Raw genomic sequence first — 16,305 nt, forward strand, 5'->3', positions numbered from 1 at the left:
GAAAAAGCGACTAAAACAACACGCCCAAGAGTCCAGACCCCATTCGCTTATTCAGCTTTATCCTTTGCGCCAGCAAAATACTCTAACCCAGCAACCAAGGCGATGCCCAGCAACATGGCGCAGATCGCCAGCGCAAGTTGAGACGGCTGCCCCGTCAACTGCTCAAAACTCATCGGAGAGAGATTCTGTTCCAGCAAAGGCACCTGCTCTCCGGCCGAATTTTCACGCCAGGTCAGCACCTGCTTCCAGGGCCAAATCTTACCCAAGGTACCGAGCATCAACCCGGTTAAAAAGATCAGGGTGGCGTCATGATATTTGCGCAGCAGTGCCGACAACAGATGACTGAATGAGAGCAGCCCAAACACACAACCGCTGGCAAAGGTTAGCAACACAGGAATATCCAGGCTCTTAGCGGCACCCAGCACTGAGGTATAAAGCCCTAGTAGCAACAAGATAAAACTGCCGGAGATCCCCGGCAGCAACATGGCACAAATGGCAATACTGCCGCCAATGAAAACGTTCAGGGTATTCATCTGCATATCTATCGGGTGCAATACGGTGATCCCCCAGGCGAAGGCCACACCGAGTGCAAACAGCAGCAAACGTCCGACTGAGAAGCCATTAACCTGTCTGAGCATGTGCACCACAGAGATCAGAATCAGCCCAAAGAAAAATGACCACACAGGAATAGGATGGTTATGCAGCATGTAAGTGATTAGCTTTGCTAGGGTAAAAATACTGGTCAAAATGCCGCCAAACACCGCCAGTAAAAATGGCCCATTAATGTGCATAAATGCGGCTTTTATCCCCTGCTGGCGTATCATGCCTAACAGGCTGGGGTTGACCTTTCTTATGCTGTCCAATAGTGGATGGAGTATGCCTGTAATGAAGGCGATAGTGCCACCGGACACGCCGGGCACCACATCAGCGGCCCCCATGGCCATCCCTTTAAAATAGGTCAGCAGATATTTCACGCAAAATCCTTAAGTTGGTCTGAGTTACAGCATTCGCTTGTCGGGGCAGATTATACGCATCCTCGCCCAGCAATGGAAAATGAAGTTTGGTTTAACGAGACGTCCGGCCCACTATTGTTAAGCGGTTGTTATTAGGCTAGTCTAGCAACTCATCTGACCAGACCAAACTTTCTCTATACAGCAGACAAGGTTTTCTATTAGCGAGATAAGCCAATGAATAACAAACCAACAAAAGTGATGGCACTCTACCACCGACTGACCAAATGGCCATTTGGCCATAAGCTCTTTTCCGTCATGGTGTCTCGTATGGCCCCCTACTTTGCCACCGTTAAACCACTTATCACCGAGCTAAAACCCAACTATTGCCAGGTGCTGGTGCGAAAGCGTAAGACAGTACAAAACCACATAGGCACGGTACATGTGATTGCTATCTGTAACGGCCTGGAGATGGCTATGGGGACTATGGCTGAGGCCTCTATTCCGCCTCATCTGCGCTGGATCCCCAAGGGGATGAGCGTCGACTACACCGCCAAGGCAGGCAGTGATATCCGTTGTATCGCCCAGGTTAAGCCAGAGCAGTGGGTTGAAGGTGACATGCTGGTGGCTGTGACCGCTCTGGATGAGAATGACGTTGTGGTGGTCGAAGGTCATATCAAGCTGTGGATCTCCCTTAAGCCCACAAAGGCATAGCCGCTCGTTAGAGGCGAATTTAACAAACAGTGTTAAAGGGCGGCTTAAACTCCGCCCCCGTTCCCAGCAAAGAGAATATCGATAATCCTATGAAAATTTGACATTTTGTCCTCAGTCTCTCAAGTTAGTGACATACTTTGGCATCAGGGACGCGCCACATGACATCGACTTTCAGGACACTCTCACCTTTCACTCTGCTATTGGGATCTCTTTGCCTTACCGCTAACGCCACGGCCAATGACGATCATAAAGGCGCAGATATAAGCGCCAAGATCTATGATAAAAAGCCAAGCTGTATTGAACAAACGCTAACACCTATCTCTCTGACCCTTACCAGCCATAAATACCCTGCTGATACTAAGCCTCTGGAAAGTGAGGCCTTTAAGGCGGCATTGGCGCAACTTGTCCAACAGGCCACAGAGCAAGGCGCTGAAGCTATCTTACTCACCCAGGTGGGCAATCATATTGTCAGCAAGATGAAGCAAAAAAAGCTGTCTCAACGCTCGCAACAAGAGATGGTCAAAATGACACAGCTAAAGACCCATCTCGAAGCTGAGCTATATCGTCTCTGCGACCATGATAAAAGCCTGTCTCAACAAGCGGCTGCCTATGACAGTAAAGGCTATGAGATCCGTCAGTCACACTTTGAATACACCTTCGAACCACCTACGCCTAAATCAGCCGCCAAGCTCGCGGCGGCGAAGACTGTGCCTCCCGCCTTAGTCTCGTTAGACCAAGGGGTCTACGGCGCAACACTTGGCATGAGCCCCGAGGCGATCTATGAATTACTCGGCCCCGCAAGCATAGAGTTACCGCTTAGCGCGCAGGATTTTGCTTGGGGTTACGGCAGGCAACTCTGGTTTGTGTTTACCAAAAAGCGACTATCGGCCATCTCTACTGACTTTAGTCCTCTGAATAATACGGGGCAGAATCTTATCGATTATCGCGACGGATTCGATGGCGCTCCCTGGCTGATTAATGGTGAGTTCGCCTATCGCACGCCCATGTCTCAGGTGAGCCAAGCCTTAGGCATCAATCAAGCAAAACGTCGTGACCAGCTAAAACTTAGTGACGGTAATCGTCATCTAACCCTTAATTTTGACACCTTTCATCAGAACAAGGACGCCGCACCTGAAGCCCAATTAACCGGCTTCAGTCTCTATCAAGACAAGGGGAAACTGACGCTGCGAGGAAAACAACCCGACAACGAGTCACTCTCGCCACTGCTGCAGCGTCTTACCCCTTCGTTACCCCAGGACCGCCCCAGCCTGCAGCAGCTTCAGAAAACTTATCCCACCATGGCAAGGTTAGCGATCTCCAGTGATGGCGAATGGTGGCTGCTAGGCAACCATCTGCAGCTCAAGTTCAACGGCGACACCTTGCATAAGGTCAAACTGGCTTCTGGCATCTATCAACAAATGGATGATGCCGACCTCACAGAGCTTTGCGAAAGCATGGCTATTCCATCGCGAAAAAATAAGTTGCTTGAGCAGTTCGACCAGGCTAACGATGAGTTCGACAGCGTCGAAGTTTCTGAGAACAACTTCTCTCTCGTGGCTAAGTATGACTCTTATGATGATGACGCCACCCTGTATGAACTGGAGATCGTCTATTTCTAAATGGTATAAAGCGCACTGTCGGCATTTATCCCTAGATTAAACTATGAGAAAACATCGCCCAAATAACCCAAAGCAGCATCAAAAATTAGACGAGCATAGGGCCAAACCAAGTGCCACAAGGAGCAATGGGAACAAGCGTAAACAGAAAAAGACTCGATGGACGTTAGGCGCTAAAGTGCGCCTATTCTTGATTATCGGGCTATTTATCGGCCTGCTACTTGCCGAGCAGCAACACCTGCTGCCGATAGGCGTCTTTATCTATTATGCCATTATGAGCCTGCTCACTTTTATCTGCTATGCCCTAGACAAAAGGGCTGCCCAACAAGACGGATGGCGTATAAGAGAGAGTCGATTGCATTGGTTATCGCTTTTGGGTGGCTGGCCGGGGGCTATGCTGGGTCAGCAGCAACTCAGGCACAAATCCAGTAAGCGCTCCTTTCGCTTGATGCTCTGGCTAATGGTATTGATCAATCTCGGGCTATTATTCGCCATCTTGTCACCCCAGGGGCAAGCGCTGATTTCATTTAATTAAAAGCCAATTAGCCAAGAATAAGTTTACCTAGGGCTCGTTTACCCAAAGAGGACAATTGGCTATGATGAGGGCCGCACTTTTACAGGAAAATCAATAATGAGAATCATATTAGCAGTCGTGGTGATCGCCGGCGTTTTGTTTTACTTCTTTACCAGTATGAACAACCAAAAGGCGGCAAAGGAAAATATCGCCAAGGGCGAAGCCTTTTTAACCCAAAATAAGACACAAGAGGGAGTTGTTGAGACCGCCTCGGGATTGCAATACCAAGTCTTGGCAAAGGGCGATGGCAGCGACCACCCTAAGGCGAGCGATACAGTGACAGTGCATTACCATGGCACCCTGATCGACGGTACTGTATTTGACAGCTCAGTCGAGCGCGGCGAACCTATCGCCTTCCCACTCAATCGCGTCATTAAAGGCTGGACCGAAGGGGTGCAGCTTATGGTCGAAGGCGAAAAGACCCGCTTCTTTATTCCCAGCAGCCTGGCCTATGGCAACCGCAGCGCTGGCAAGATCCCCGGCGGTTCAGTGCTCATCTTCGATGTCGAGCTGATCAGCATAGATAAATAGCTGGTGCGCAACTCGCTTCTGCAGCAATAAAAAACGCGCCTTAGGGCGCGTTTTTTTATATCAATACCCGAAGGGATTATCGATTGAGTGAGCTGGTTGGGTAAACCATTTCGGCCCGCTCTCCGTCATGTAGAAATGATCCTCGTGACGCACCCCAAACTCGCCTGGAACACACAGCATGGGTTCATTACTAAAACACATGCCTGCGGCCAGCGGCGTGTGGTCATTCAGCACTAGATAGGGCCATTCGTGAATATCCAGCCCTATACCATGTCCCGTCCTATGGGGCAGACCCGGCAGATCATAGCCAGGTCCGAAACCTGCCTGCTCGATCACATCGCGGGCGGCGCGATCGACGCTAGAACAAGGCGCACCCAATTTAGCTGCCTCAAAGGCCGCCAGCTGGGCATCTTGTTCAAGTTGCCACAACTGACGCTGACGCTCACTTGGGGTACCGTACACATAGGTACGAGTAATATCTGAGTTATAGCCATGTAACTGACACCCTGTATCAATCAGCACGGTATCGTTTAACGCCAGCGCCTTAGGCGATTTCACCCCATGGGGATAGGCGGTATCTTCGCCAAAGAGCACAATACAGAAGTATGAACCCGCCGGTGCGCCCACGGCTTTGTGCGCCTGATGAATAAAACTCTCCACCTCGCCCACTGTCATCCCTTCACGTAAGATACGCGCCGCAGCCTTATGCACCTCCAGCGTCATATCCTTAGCACGCTGCAGCAGGGCCAACTCAGCTTCAGACTTGATCATGCGACATGCTGCGGTGATCGACTTACCGTTCACAAATTCAAACTCACTGCTCAGCTGACGAACGCCATCGAAGATGAAAAAGGCCGCCGACTCATCCATGGCCAACTTACCCTGACAAATCCCCAGCTCCCCCAGACGTTTTACAAACAGCGCATAGGGGCTCTCATCTTCGTGCCAGCAGTTCACCCGCCCCTCAATCACCATGTAGCCCTTGAGGGTATCGAGTTCAAACGCCGGAGCGATATATTCCAATTCGCCATCGGCAGGCAAAATGGCACCCACCATACGCTCACTGGCATACCAGCGTGTTCCGGTAAAATAGTAAAGGTTAGTGCCTGCATTGAGGTAGATAGCCCCTATCCCCTGTTGACGCATCAGGCCCTGCGCCTTTTCGATGCGGGCACGATACTCTTGCGCCGAGGGAGCCTCAACGCCTTGAGTCATATCAGATAATTTTGCCAGCTCCTGCTCGGGCGTTGAGCCGCCCACGCCCTTGGTGGTTGTTACACTCGCTTCAATCATATCTTACACCTTACAAGGCAACCGCCGAACAAGTCTGCGGTCACCGTAGAAAACATCAATGGATAACCTGCATTTTTAGCATACTGTATACAAAAAAGCAGTAGTGTAAAGAAAGAAAAATCTTCAAGGTGGGGTAGCAAACATATTGCGGTACCGACAACTGAGACCGACACCTGTAGATAATGTGCCAGTCAGCTAAGGTATCGGCGTGTTTTTATCAGATAAACTATAGCCTCACATCACGGCAGCAGTCTCATATCCCCTAGGCCGCGTCATACACTAGAGTCGATTAGGCTTGATCTTTTTCTAGCTGATGCTTGTCGAGCAACACCTTAAGGCCACGACAAACCAGGGTCTCCATATCATCGACCCGGGCGATATTGACATCACTGAGTGGCGATGTCAGTGCCAACTGCTTCAGAGACTCAACACAGCCCTTATAGTAGTCGGGCTGATTCATCATAGGGCCTGCCAACCAGATACGATTAGGGTTGAACAGGTTGATCGCCCAGGCAATCCCCATCCCTAAATAACTGCCTGCACGGTAAAGCTCCTGCGGGCTCTTAAGGCCTCTGATGCGGATCGACTCGCCGCTGGCCAGTTGCTCCAAACTGTACTCGCCGCCTTCACTCATCACCCGGCAATGACCCAGTTCACCGGCAACGCCACCCGCCCCGAGAAAAGGCTCTCCCTTGATAGCGATTGCCATGCCTATCCCTGCGCCGCTCATCAGCAGTAATTCGCAAGCATTTTTGGGATCACACACCGCCAACATGCCGGCATCGATATCATTGTGGATCAGACTGAAACGAGCCTGGGTATGAAGGTGTTGCAAAGAGAGTCCATTGAGCTTAGGCGCCACCTTACAGGCAATGAGAGTGTTTTGCTTGACTAAGCCTGGTACGGCCACCCCAAGTGCATAATCGGTCAATCCATAGTCCGCTTCGATGTCGGCAATGTGCCGATTAAGATCGTCCCAGGTAAAATGCTCACCCGTGGCGATCTTATACTGTTCGGTACGCCCCTGAGTTTCGATTTCAAACAAGGCCGTTGTCGCGCCAATATCTATGGTGAGGGATTGCATAGCGAGCTCCGTTACCAGCTATCTCATTACAGAGACAATGAGAGTTATGTATGGCCGAATTTTATCATAAAAATAGCCGCATTAGGCTACACAAAATCATACTAACACTTTGCTTTGATTGAATTTCCACCAAGCCTTATGCAGGGTCATCGATTTTTTTCCTCAGCCGTCTGTATACTGAGGTCAATCGGTACCCTGCCCCAGGCCATCAACAACAAGTGTATGGCAAGTAATGGAATGCAGCTAAGTAACATCACCTCCCAGCCGAGCTGATGCAGTACCCAGCCAGCGCTTAATGAGGCCACAGCCTGAGAACCAAACACAAAAGCGTCGTTAAACGCCTGAACTTTAAAACGTTCCTCGCTATGATAATGACGGGACAATAATACAGTCCCAGCCACAAATAGCAGGTTCCACCCTAAGCCAAGTAACACCAGCGCCACCCAGTAATTGAGTAACTCTCGTCCTAACAAAGCAACTGTAATGGTCACCCCATAGGCCAGCAAGCCCACCAGCATCATACGGCTGGTGCCAAACTTAGCCACCAGGTAACCGCTAAACAGTGAGGGGAAATACATGGCGATAATATGGCTCTGAATCACCCATTTGGTGTCGGCTAGCGAGTAATGCTCCATATGATGCATGTGAAGTGGCGTGGCCGTCATGATAAAACTCATCATGCCATAGCCTATTGTCGCTGCGCCTATGGCTGTCCAAATAGAGGGTTGCAGCAAAATATGACCAAGGGGGCGTACAGGCCGAGGCGCTAGCTCAACCGCCGCCTGATGTTCCTGGTTATCCTGATAAAAACAGAGCACCAATCCCGCCAACAAGCAGACGCAGATCAGAAACAGAAAGGCACCAACATGGGGCGTTTCGAACAATTTCTCCCCCAGCACCGCCAGTTCAGGCCCCATAAAGGCAGCAACTAAGCCACCAACCAGCACACGAGAGGCCGCCTTAGCGCCGTCGATTGGCGCGACCGACTCCATCGCCGCAAAGCGGTACTGCTGCACTATGGCCCCAGCCGCGCCCAGCAGCAGGCCACTAATACAAAAAGGTATAAAGAGTTGCATCAAGGTAGCAAAGGCGGCCAACAGGCCGCCGCACATCCCGAGCGCGCTGCCCAAGAGAAAAATCTTCTTACGCCCAAAGCGGCGCATCAAACGACTCACGGGCACAACTGACAGCGCAACCCCAATCACCATCACGGCAATAGGCAGAGTTGACAGAGCGGGAGTGGGCGCAAGCTGGGCACCAATCAAACCACCCAGCAACATCATCATGGGCGTCGCACTCATGGCAAAAGCTTGCGCCAGGGTTAACACCCAAACATTTCTTGGCATCAGGATCTCATCTTCAGGCTATTTATATGCAAAATACTGACTCATGACTCAATTTACCAGTCTGCACTGAGCTTAATTAGCCAATACGTGTTGGATCCATGTGCCAAGAGCGATTAACGATCTGGCTCAGGCCACTTGAAAACAACCTAAGTTCACCTAAGGTTTACGCCGACAACCCAGCAGTTTTGTTGACTTCCCTTCCAAGTCTTGGCCGCAACTGAGATAATCCCTGCACATTAAGCCACCCATAGATGGCCAAAAGAGGAGCCTACATGACATCTGTAACTGCACAACGTCTGCACGCCGTTAGAACCGAAATGCTCAATCATTCACTCGATGCCTTTATCGTGCCACGGGCCGACGAATACCTGGGAGAATATGTGCCGGCGCGTAACGAGCGACTCCTGTGGCTTAGCGGTTTTACCGGTTCGGCAGGCATGGCCATAGTGCTCAAAGAGAGTGCCGCAATCTTCATCGATGGCCGTTACACGGTTCAGGTGAAGCAACAGGTAGACGCCACGCTATTTGAATACCAGAGTCTGCATGACACGCCGCAGATCCCTTGGCTGATAGCCCAGCTAAGTGAAGGCGATCGCATAGGTTACGATCCGCGCCTGCATACCCTGAGTTGGCAGCAACAGGCCCTAGCACAATGCCAACGCGCCGGGATCGCCCTGGTACCTGTCACTCAAAACCCTATCGATCTGCACTGGCAGGAAAGACCCGCGGCATCGAGCACAGCTATCACCCTATTTAGCGAGCAAAGCGCTGGACTCTCCAGCCTGGAAAAGCGCCGCCAGATAGGCCAAGAGGTTGCCGGTAGCGGAGCCGATGTTGCCCTTATCAGCGCCCTCGACTCCTTCTGTTGGTTGCTGAACATTCGTGGCAGTGACGTTCCTCGTCTTCCCGTGGTGCTGGGCACCGCACTCTTGTACAAGAATGGCGACATGACACTGTTTACCGATCTGGCTAAATTGCCAGAAGGCATTGTTGAGCACGTCGGCGCTGGCGTCGAATTTAGAGCCGAGACCGAGCTCGCCGCCGCCCTGGAACAATTAGCGGGCGTCAAACTGCTGGCCGATCCAGACAGTGCCAATGCCTGGATGCAGCTAACCGCGCAAGAGGCCGGCGCCAAGCTGATAGCCGGTCAAGATCCGGTTGCCCTGCCCAAGGCACAGAAAAATCCAGCCGAACTTGCCGGGCTGACCGCCTGCCATGTTCGCGATGGCGTTGCCGTGAGCCGCTTCCTCGCCTGGCTCGACAGCGAAGTGGCGGCCAAGCGCCTTTATGATGAAGGCACCTTGGCCGACAAGCTGGAGAGTTTCCGCCTGGAAGATCCTCTCTATCGCGAGCCAAGTTTCGACACCATCTCGGCCGCTGGCGCCAACGCGGCCATGTGCCACTACAATCACAACAATGGCACTCCCGCCATGATGACCATGGACAGCATCTATCTGGTGGACTCTGGCGCCCAATACCTTGATGGCACCACAGATGTTACCCGCACCATAGCTATCGGTGAGGTCACAGACGAGCAGCGCAAGATGGTGACTCTAGTCTTGAAGGGGCATATCGCTCTGGATCAAGCCAGATTCCCCAAAGGCACCACAGGCCAGCAACTCGATGGCTTTGCCCGTCAATACCTGTGGCAGCATGGCTTTGACTACGACCACGGCACGGGCCATGGCGTCGGCCACTTCCTCAGCGTCCATGAAGGCCCACAGCGCATCGCCAAGAACAGCAATGCCGTACCTTTACTACCGGGCATGGTGGTATCAAACGAGCCAGGTTACTACCGCGCCGATGCCTTTGGCATACGCATCGAAAACCTGATCACTGTCCAAACATGTCAGGCCTTGGCTGGCGCCGAGCGCGAGATCTACGAGTTCCATGCGCTTACGCTTATCCCCATAGACACCCGTTTGATCGATAAGCAGTTACTTACAGATGCTGAAATCCAATGGCTTAATGCCTACCATCAGAGAGTCAGAGAGACATTAAGCCCCTTGATGCAGGGCGCAGAGTTAAACTGGCTCCTCAAGGTTACAGAAGCTATTTAAGCGATAGTAAAACAGCACCCTAGGGTGCTGTTTTTTTCAGGCTTGAACCAGGCGCTCCCGCGCCTTTAACCAACGTACCAGCTCGCTATAGGGTTTGGGGCGGCAGATTAGATAACCCTGCAAGGAGATATCTGGCACCTGCTCTAGGTAGTTAAGATCATGGATATCTTCAACCCCTTCGGCCACAAGATGTATGCCGAGCTTGCCGCTAATGGCTTGCATCGACTTTAAGATTGTCTGGGAAACCGGATCTTTATGTATGCCATGAACCAGACTGCGATCTAACTTCAACTCACTGATCGGTAAAGTGCAGAGCTGAGAAAGATTTGTGTAACCTGTACCAAAATCGTCAATCGCCACCCCAATACGATTCATCCTCAACTGGCTGATGGTGGAATGCTGGCGCTGCTTATCCAGCACCTGATTTTCGGTGATCTCCACCGTGAGGCGCGAAGGCGACAAGAGATTTTGTTCGCAATATTGAATCAAGCGGGTATGCCAACCACTCTGATTGAGCTGCTTAGGGCTCAGGTTGATTGATAGGTGGCATTGCCGACAAGAGTCAAATTGACTGATGAGCGCCCACTCAGGGATAGCATTATTAAGCAGTTTAGTGGTCAGGCTGTTGAGGGCATTGTTGCACTCGGCCACATCGATAAACATATCAGGGGTGATCAGCTGCAGGTGATTACCCTGTTGCAAGCGGCACAGCACCTCGAAGCCCTTTATCTTGCCGCTAAGAATGTCAACTTGCGCCTGATAATAAGGAATGATCTTGTTGGAGTTGATCGCGCGGCGGATCTCTGTGATGCTCATCAAGCCTTTCTGGCGCGCACCGACACCTTGATAGGCCATCAGGCGATAGCGCTCAACACAGATCCTAAGTTGTTCTGTGGTGACGGGTTTCATCAGCGCCCCAAGCAACCTGAGTTTCGAGGCTTCCACCAGCTGAGAGGCGGCCTCGACAATACGCGACTCCATGCCGGAGGCAATAATGATCCCCCCTTTGAACTCCATTTTGCTCAGGCGCATCAGAAACTCTATGCCATCCACTTCTGGCATATGCAGGTCAACCACCACTATCTGGTAGTCATCGCTGTATTTACTTAGGGTGCGAATGGCACTGCGAGCATCACGGCAGAACTCCACCTTGTCGACATCAAGCAGCAAGAAGTGACGGCTGAGTACACGGCAGGCACTCAGCGAATCATCGACGATCAAGACATTTATCGACATGACATCCCCTATAGCAAGTAGGATGCTGTATTAGATTTCGAGTATAGAAACATTCCACCTCAGCCTCCGTGCCAATGACAACCTCCAAGAGTTAACCTAATAAGGTTAGTTCAGCTCGCTATCGTGTCAAATGACCCAAATCACCAACACCTCTCTGCCTCGAGACAATAAAAGTGCAGGTTTTAACCAAAATTTTTGCTATACTCCGCGGCCGCCTTTGTGGCCTAGGGTCGTTATGGGTTAAGGTACAGCTCGAGTCTGGACTAAACTCAATCTGATATGTCGTTATTTTAAAAGGTAAACAACAGGATATCCCATGAAATTTGAATCTTTCAGTTTTGCTCCCGAGATTTTGCGCGCCGTCTCAGAGTGCGGGTACCAAAAAATGACGCCTATTCAGAAAGAGGCTATCCCGGCTATCCGCCGTGGACAAGACGTGCTGGCCAGTGCGCAAACCGGCACAGGTAAAACCGCCGCTTTCGCCCTGCCTATCCTGCAGAAGATGATTGATACCCCGGCCGAGACACAGCGCTCAAATACCCGCGCACTCATTCTAGCCCCAACCCGTGAGCTAGTGGCTCAGGTGGCCGACAACATCAAGCAGTACAGCCGTTATCTGCCTATTTCAGTGCTGACGGTTTACGGTGGCGTTAAGATGGACACCCAGGCAGCCAAGGTGAAGAAAGGTGCCGACATCATAGTCGCTACCCCAGGCCGTCTACTTGAGCACATTCAAGCCTGTAACCTTAACCTCTCCAACGTCGACTTCTTGGTGCTGGACGAAGCCGACCGTATGCTCGACATGGGTTTTATCTCAGACATCCAGAAGATCTTGCAGTCGGTAAATCGCGATCGCCAAAACTTACTGTTTTCAGCCACCTTCTCTAGCGCCGTTAAGCAACTGGCCAACGAGATGCTGGTCAAGCCTAAGTCAATCGCCGTCGACAAGCAGAACACGACGGCAGTGACCGTCAGCCAAGTGGTTTATCCAGTCGAGCAACGCCGCAAGCGTGAGCTACTGTCTGAACTAATTGGTAAGAAAAACTGGAAACAGGTGCTGGTATTTACCGCCACCCGTGAGGCCGCCGACTCCCTGGTGAAGGAGCTCAATCTGGATGGCATCCCTTCGGCTGTGGTGCACAGTGAGAAAGCCCAGGGCAACCGTCGCCGCGCCCTGCGCGAATTTAAAGAGGGCAAGGTACGCGCCCTGGTCGCGACCGAAGTCGCGGCACGTGGCCTGGATATCCCTGAGTTGGAATATGTGGTTAACTTCGACCTGCCCTTCTTGGCAGAAGACTATGTTCACCGCATCGGTCGTACCGGCCGCGCCGGACGCAGTGGCGTCGCCATCTCTTTGGTGAGCCGCGAAGAAGAGCGAACTCTGGCCGATATCGAAAAATTGATCGGCAATAAGATCCGCCGAGTCACTATCCCTGGCTACGAGGTAGGCAGTCGCGATCTCTTGATCAAACAGCTGCAGAAACGTCGCAGCTTTGCCAAGAAGCAGCAACGCAGCGACAATGTCGGTGCTCAGGTGGTCGCAGAGAAGAACATGGGCGCTCGCCGGGTCAAGGTAAAGAACTCATCTAACGCGAAAATTAAGAAGCAAAAATAATCGACGTACGGTCACAAAATTATTATCTAATCAATTAAGGCACTTAACAGTGCCTTTTTTGATCGCATCGATTAATTCCACATCAGGATGAAAGTTTAAATCGCCCGCCTGGGTCTGTTCGACAGATAAAACAGTCCACATACAACAATAAAGGCCCCCTGATGACTAAAACCTCCAATCCCCTCCTCGGTACCCTGTTGCTACTCCTGATGAGTCTGCCGCTGACGGCTGAGCCTGTTGCAGTCAAGCCTATCGCAGAAAGCCCGACGACTATCTCACCGCTCCTCAACGGCCAGCAAGTGCCTGAGGTGTTAGTCAAAGATCTCCTAGGAGAGACTGTGGAGCTAAAGCAACTACTCCAGGGTAAACCCAGCGTGATTTTCTTCTATCGCGGCGGTTGGTGCCCCTTCTGTAATGCTCAGATGGGTCAGCTCCAGGCGATCGAGGGCGATCTACTCAAGATGGGCTTTCAATTAATTGGCATCTCACCCGACGCGCCGGAAGAACTGCGCGCCTCGATGACCAAAAACGATCTCAACTATACCTTGGTCTCCGATGCCGATCTCAACGCCATGCGCGCCTTCGGCCTGGCCTACTTTAGCAGCCAAAGCATTACCGAGCGTTACATGAGCAAGATGCAACTTAACAACCGTCTGTGGAAAAACGCGGCCGGAGAGGAGCGCTTAGTGCTGCCGGTACCTGCCGTCTACATCACAGATAAAACTGGGCTGGTGCACTTTCAATACCTCAATCCCAACTACAAGGTGCGCGCCGATCCCAAGCTGATCCTCACAGCTGCCAGTTTGGTAAAATCTTAAATACACAGCAGGCCCAGCGCCTGCTTTTCTTTGCCTGCGCCATATTGCTCATCGCGGCGATAGGGTATACTTGCCAGCGCATTCTTATCCCATTTCTGCGCGGAGACGCAATGACAGAGCAAAGCTATAATCAGGCCCTATTGGCGTTAGCCGAAGCTGGGCTGGCAGCCTTAACGGCACGTAACGACAACCCCTCCAGCATCAAGACCCCGGCGGCCGAAAGCCACTTTATCTGCAACTGGATGGCCCAGGCACTCAAGGAGCGCCGCTTCTCTAAACTGGTGGCCGACGATCTCACCCGCTGGGTAAGAGAGGGACGTAGCCGCGGTGCAAATGCTCAGTTACCCTTGCTGTTAGAGCGCATCCAGGCCCAATACCTGCCCGCCATGGCAAACCATGAGGTAGGAGAGTCACTACAGGCGATGATTGCCGAACTTGAAGCTCAAGATTGGCTAGTTATTCTCGACTGCGAAGTCAGCGGCAAACTCAAGCTCGACAGCGATGGTCAAAACAGCCTGGTGATTTCGGTCGAGCAATATGAGCAGCATCTGGTCGACGGCAAACTCCTCAAGCCCATCACACTCTACATACGTGCCGATGAGCAGCTTATCGCCCAAAGCGCCGTTAAACACGCGCTCCTGCTGAGCCAGGGTGACAAGAAAGCCAGCTGCATCAAACACCATAAGGCCTATCGCGTCTATCCGGGCAATCGTCTGCCCGCCTTAGCATTGCTAAAAGCCTAAGTAGACTTAAATAGGTCGTCTCAGCCAAGACGGCCTATCTCATCGACACTTCCTTCTGCCCAATCTCGTGGTAGCATGTCAGCCTGATCCACTTAAATTCAACAGGCAATATGACAGCGAACAAGCACCAAGATTCGGCAACACCGCACTACAACGCCCTGTGCGCTGCCTTTAAACAGATCCACCACTTCGAACACCTAAGAGCACTGGGTGACTGGGACCAAGCGACCATGATGCCAAGTGGCGGCAGTCAGGCGCGAGGCGATGCCATGGCTGAGTTGGCACTGCATATCCACGGGCTAAAGACGGCGCCAGATTTGGTGGATAGATTAGCCGCTGCGGGCGAAGAAGCCCTATCGAGCGAACAAGTCGCTAACCTCAGAGAGATGCGCTATCAGACGCTGCAAGCCACCGCCCTACCCGGCGAGCTGGTACAGCAAAAGACGGCACTTACCTATGCCTGCGAACATGCCTGGCGCCAGCAACGCAAGGATAATGATTGGCAGGGATTTAAGCCCAACCTGGAGCAGGTGATTGCCCTGGTGCGCGAAGAGGCACAGATCTTAGGTGAGGCGCAGCAGTTGTCGCCTTATGATGCGCTACTCAATAAGTTTGAGCCCGGCACCCGCACCGAATCACTGAATCAAGTCTTTGGCGAAATCAGAACCTGGCTACCAGATATGATTAAGCAGGTACAAGCCAAGCAGCAGAGCTGGCCATCGGCGCCCGTGCCACACACCAGCGCGGCAGCCCAGCAGGCGCTCAACCTGGATGTGATGACACTCTTAGGATTTGATTTTAATCAGGGCCGACTAGACACCAGCAGTCACCCCTTCTCAGGTGGCGTGCCCGGCGATGTGCGGATCACCACTCGCTATGATGAGACCGACTTCATCACCTCGCTTTACAGTACCATCCATGAGGTAGGCCACGCCCGCTACGAACAGGGGCTGCCGCCAAAGTGGCGCACTCAGCCTGTGGGGCTGGCTCGCTCAATGGCTATCCATGAGAGCCAGAGCCTGTTTTTCGAGATGCAGCTGGCCAGAAGCCCGGCAATGATTGCCCTGCTGACAGAGAAGATTAATCAACACCTAGGCACAGCTCTAACCAACCAGTCCCTGACTCATCTGGTTCAGCGCGTCACGCCGGGCCAGATCCGGGTCGATGCCGATGAGGTGACCTACCCTTGCCATATCATGCTGCGTTTCGAGGTGGAGAAAGGGCTGATCGATAACAGTCTGCAGGTCGCCGATCTTCCCGAGTTCTGGGACAACCAGATGCAAAGCCTGCTTGGGCTCTCCACTAAGGGAGATTATCGCAACGGCTGTATGCAGGATATTCACTGGCCGGTCGGTGAGCTGGGCTACTTCCCAAGCTACAGCCTGGGGGCCATGTATGCTGCCCAGTTTAAGGCAAGCATGGTCAAGACACTCGGTGATATCGACAGTCTGATTCAGGCGGGAGAGATGGGGCAGATCATGGCCTGGCTCGAACAAAACATCTGGTCGCAAGGGTCGCTGCTGACCACTGATGACCTAGTCACCCAGGTAACCGGCGAGGTGCTTAATCCGGTGCACTTCAAGCACCATCTGGAGCAACGCTACTTACACCAATGGTAGTAAACAACTGCTCACTTACTGTGATTGGTATTAGTTAAACTAACAGACAAATAAAAAGGCTAGCGCAATACGCTAGCCTTTTTCATTCTATTACCGGCAGCTTTAT

Annotated in this window: 14 protein-coding genes; 9 read left to right on the forward strand and 5 right to left on the reverse strand. The window is 52.1% G+C overall.

The genetic code is table 11. The features are described 5' to 3' along the window. Window positions 1-47: 47 nt before the first annotated feature. Window positions 48-974, reverse strand: a complete 927-nt coding sequence (locus tag CFF01_RS14585) for a DUF368 domain-containing protein (RefSeq protein ID WP_088905264.1) — start codon at window positions 972-974, stop codon at window positions 48-50. 213 nt (window positions 975-1,187) lie between these two features. On the opposite strand from CFF01_RS14585, the gene CFF01_RS14590 reads away from it, so the two are divergent. The 4 genes from CFF01_RS14590 (at window position 1,188) to CFF01_RS14605 (ending at window position 4,385) form a co-directional block, all read left to right on the forward strand. Next, on the forward strand, window positions 1,188-1,664 hold the full coding sequence (locus CFF01_RS14590; RefSeq protein ID WP_088905265.1) for a hotdog fold domain-containing protein: 477 nt from the start codon (window positions 1,188-1,190) through the stop codon (window positions 1,662-1,664). A 158-nt stretch (window positions 1,665-1,822) separates the two neighbouring features. Further along, complete coding sequence (locus CFF01_RS14595) at window positions 1,823-3,283, forward strand: hypothetical protein (RefSeq protein WP_088905266.1); 1,461 nt, start codon at window positions 1,823-1,825, stop codon at window positions 3,281-3,283. 175 nt (window positions 3,284-3,458) lie between these two features. After that, window positions 3,459-3,815: a DUF1294 domain-containing protein gene (locus tag CFF01_RS14600; RefSeq protein WP_232479447.1), complete on the forward strand. Its 357-nt coding sequence runs from the start codon at window positions 3,459-3,461 to the stop codon at window positions 3,813-3,815. A 96-nt stretch (window positions 3,816-3,911) separates the two neighbouring features. Continuing rightward, a complete protein-coding gene (locus tag CFF01_RS14605; protein ID WP_033540143.1) occupies window positions 3,912-4,385 on the forward strand; it encodes an FKBP-type peptidyl-prolyl cis-trans isomerase in 474 nt (157 codons plus the stop codon). Window positions 4,386-4,445: 60 nt separating this feature from the next. On the opposite strand, the gene CFF01_RS14610 is transcribed toward CFF01_RS14605, so the two are convergent. From CFF01_RS14610 to CFF01_RS14620, 3 genes are all read right to left on the reverse strand, one after another. Continuing rightward, the gene (locus CFF01_RS14610; RefSeq protein WP_088905268.1) at window positions 4,446-5,678 is read right to left on the reverse strand and encodes a M24 family metallopeptidase; all 1,233 of its coding nucleotides are present in this window, start codon (window positions 5,676-5,678) and stop codon (window positions 4,446-4,448) included. A gap of 289 nt (window positions 5,679-5,967) precedes the next feature. Then, window positions 5,968-6,762: an ROK family protein gene (locus tag CFF01_RS14615; RefSeq protein ID WP_088905269.1), complete on the reverse strand. Its 795-nt coding sequence runs from the start codon at window positions 6,760-6,762 to the stop codon at window positions 5,968-5,970. Between the two features lie 146 nt (window positions 6,763-6,908). Further along, the gene (locus CFF01_RS14620) at window positions 6,909-8,108 is read right to left on the reverse strand and encodes an MFS transporter (protein WP_088905270.1); all 1,200 of its coding nucleotides are present in this window, start codon (window positions 8,106-8,108) and stop codon (window positions 6,909-6,911) included. Window positions 8,109-8,380: 272 nt separating this feature from the next. On the opposite strand from CFF01_RS14620, the gene CFF01_RS14625 reads away from it, so the two are divergent. Beyond that, window positions 8,381-10,168, forward strand: a complete 1,788-nt coding sequence (locus CFF01_RS14625; protein ID WP_088905271.1) for an aminopeptidase P family protein — start codon at window positions 8,381-8,383, stop codon at window positions 10,166-10,168. Window positions 10,169-10,204: 36 nt separating this feature from the next. Here CFF01_RS14625 and CFF01_RS14630 read toward each other — a convergent pair whose 3' ends face one another. Further along, window positions 10,205-11,404 (reverse strand): EAL domain-containing response regulator, encoded by a 1,200-nt coding sequence (locus tag CFF01_RS14630; RefSeq protein WP_088905272.1) that lies wholly within the window; start codon window positions 11,402-11,404, stop codon window positions 10,205-10,207. Window positions 11,405-11,720: 316 nt separating this feature from the next. Between CFF01_RS14630 and CFF01_RS14635 the strand changes: the two genes are divergently transcribed. From CFF01_RS14635 to CFF01_RS14650, 4 genes are all read left to right on the forward strand, one after another. Further along, a complete protein-coding gene (locus CFF01_RS14635; protein WP_033540149.1) occupies window positions 11,721-13,019 on the forward strand; it encodes a DEAD/DEAH box helicase in 1,299 nt (432 codons plus the stop codon). A gap of 161 nt (window positions 13,020-13,180) precedes the next feature. Next, window positions 13,181-13,837, forward strand: coding sequence for a peroxiredoxin-like family protein (locus CFF01_RS14640; protein ID WP_088905273.1), 657 nt, complete (start codon window positions 13,181-13,183; stop codon window positions 13,835-13,837). A gap of 110 nt (window positions 13,838-13,947) precedes the next feature. Continuing rightward, window positions 13,948-14,580 carry a DUF2913 family protein gene (locus CFF01_RS14645; protein ID WP_088905274.1) on the forward strand — a complete coding sequence of 211 codons (633 nt, stop codon included), beginning with the start codon at window positions 13,948-13,950 and terminating at the stop codon, window positions 14,578-14,580. A 110-nt stretch (window positions 14,581-14,690) separates the two neighbouring features. Continuing rightward, window positions 14,691-16,199, forward strand: a complete 1,509-nt coding sequence (locus CFF01_RS14650; RefSeq protein ID WP_088905275.1) for a carboxypeptidase M32 — start codon at window positions 14,691-14,693, stop codon at window positions 16,197-16,199. Window positions 16,200-16,305: the final 106 nt, after the last annotated feature.

It is taken from the genome of Shewanella marisflavi (assembly GCF_002215585.1).
GTDB classification, from domain to species: domain Bacteria; phylum Pseudomonadota; class Gammaproteobacteria; order Enterobacterales; family Shewanellaceae; genus Shewanella; species Shewanella marisflavi.

Coding starts and splice junctions, on each gene's coding strand:
- CFF01_RS14590 (WP_088905265.1), top strand. CDS start 1,188: ATGAATAACAAACCAACAAAAGTGATGGCACTCTACCACCGACTGACC.
- CFF01_RS14595 (WP_088905266.1), top strand. CDS start 1,823: ATGACATCGACTTTCAGGACACTCTCACCTTTCACTCTGCTATTGGGA.
- CFF01_RS14605 (WP_033540143.1), top strand. CDS start 3,912: ATGAGAATCATATTAGCAGTCGTGGTGATCGCCGGCGTTTTGTTTTAC.
- CFF01_RS14610 (WP_088905268.1), bottom strand. CDS start 5,678: ATGATTGAAGCGAGTGTAACAACCACCAAGGGCGTGGGCGGCTCAACG.
- CFF01_RS14615 (WP_088905269.1), bottom strand. CDS start 6,762: ATGCAATCCCTCACCATAGATATTGGCGCGACAACGGCCTTGTTTGAA.
- CFF01_RS14620 (WP_088905270.1), bottom strand. CDS start 8,108: ATGCCAAGAAATGTTTGGGTGTTAACCCTGGCGCAAGCTTTTGCCATG.
- CFF01_RS14625 (WP_088905271.1), top strand. CDS start 8,381: ATGACATCTGTAACTGCACAACGTCTGCACGCCGTTAGAACCGAAATG.
- CFF01_RS14630 (WP_088905272.1), bottom strand. CDS start 11,404: ATGTCGATAAATGTCTTGATCGTCGATGATTCGCTGAGTGCCTGCCGT.
- CFF01_RS14635 (WP_033540149.1), top strand. CDS start 11,721: ATGAAATTTGAATCTTTCAGTTTTGCTCCCGAGATTTTGCGCGCCGTC.
- CFF01_RS14640 (WP_088905273.1), top strand. CDS start 13,181: ATGACTAAAACCTCCAATCCCCTCCTCGGTACCCTGTTGCTACTCCTG.
- CFF01_RS14645 (WP_088905274.1), top strand. CDS start 13,948: ATGACAGAGCAAAGCTATAATCAGGCCCTATTGGCGTTAGCCGAAGCT.
- CFF01_RS14650 (WP_088905275.1), top strand. CDS start 14,691: ATGACAGCGAACAAGCACCAAGATTCGGCAACACCGCACTACAACGCC.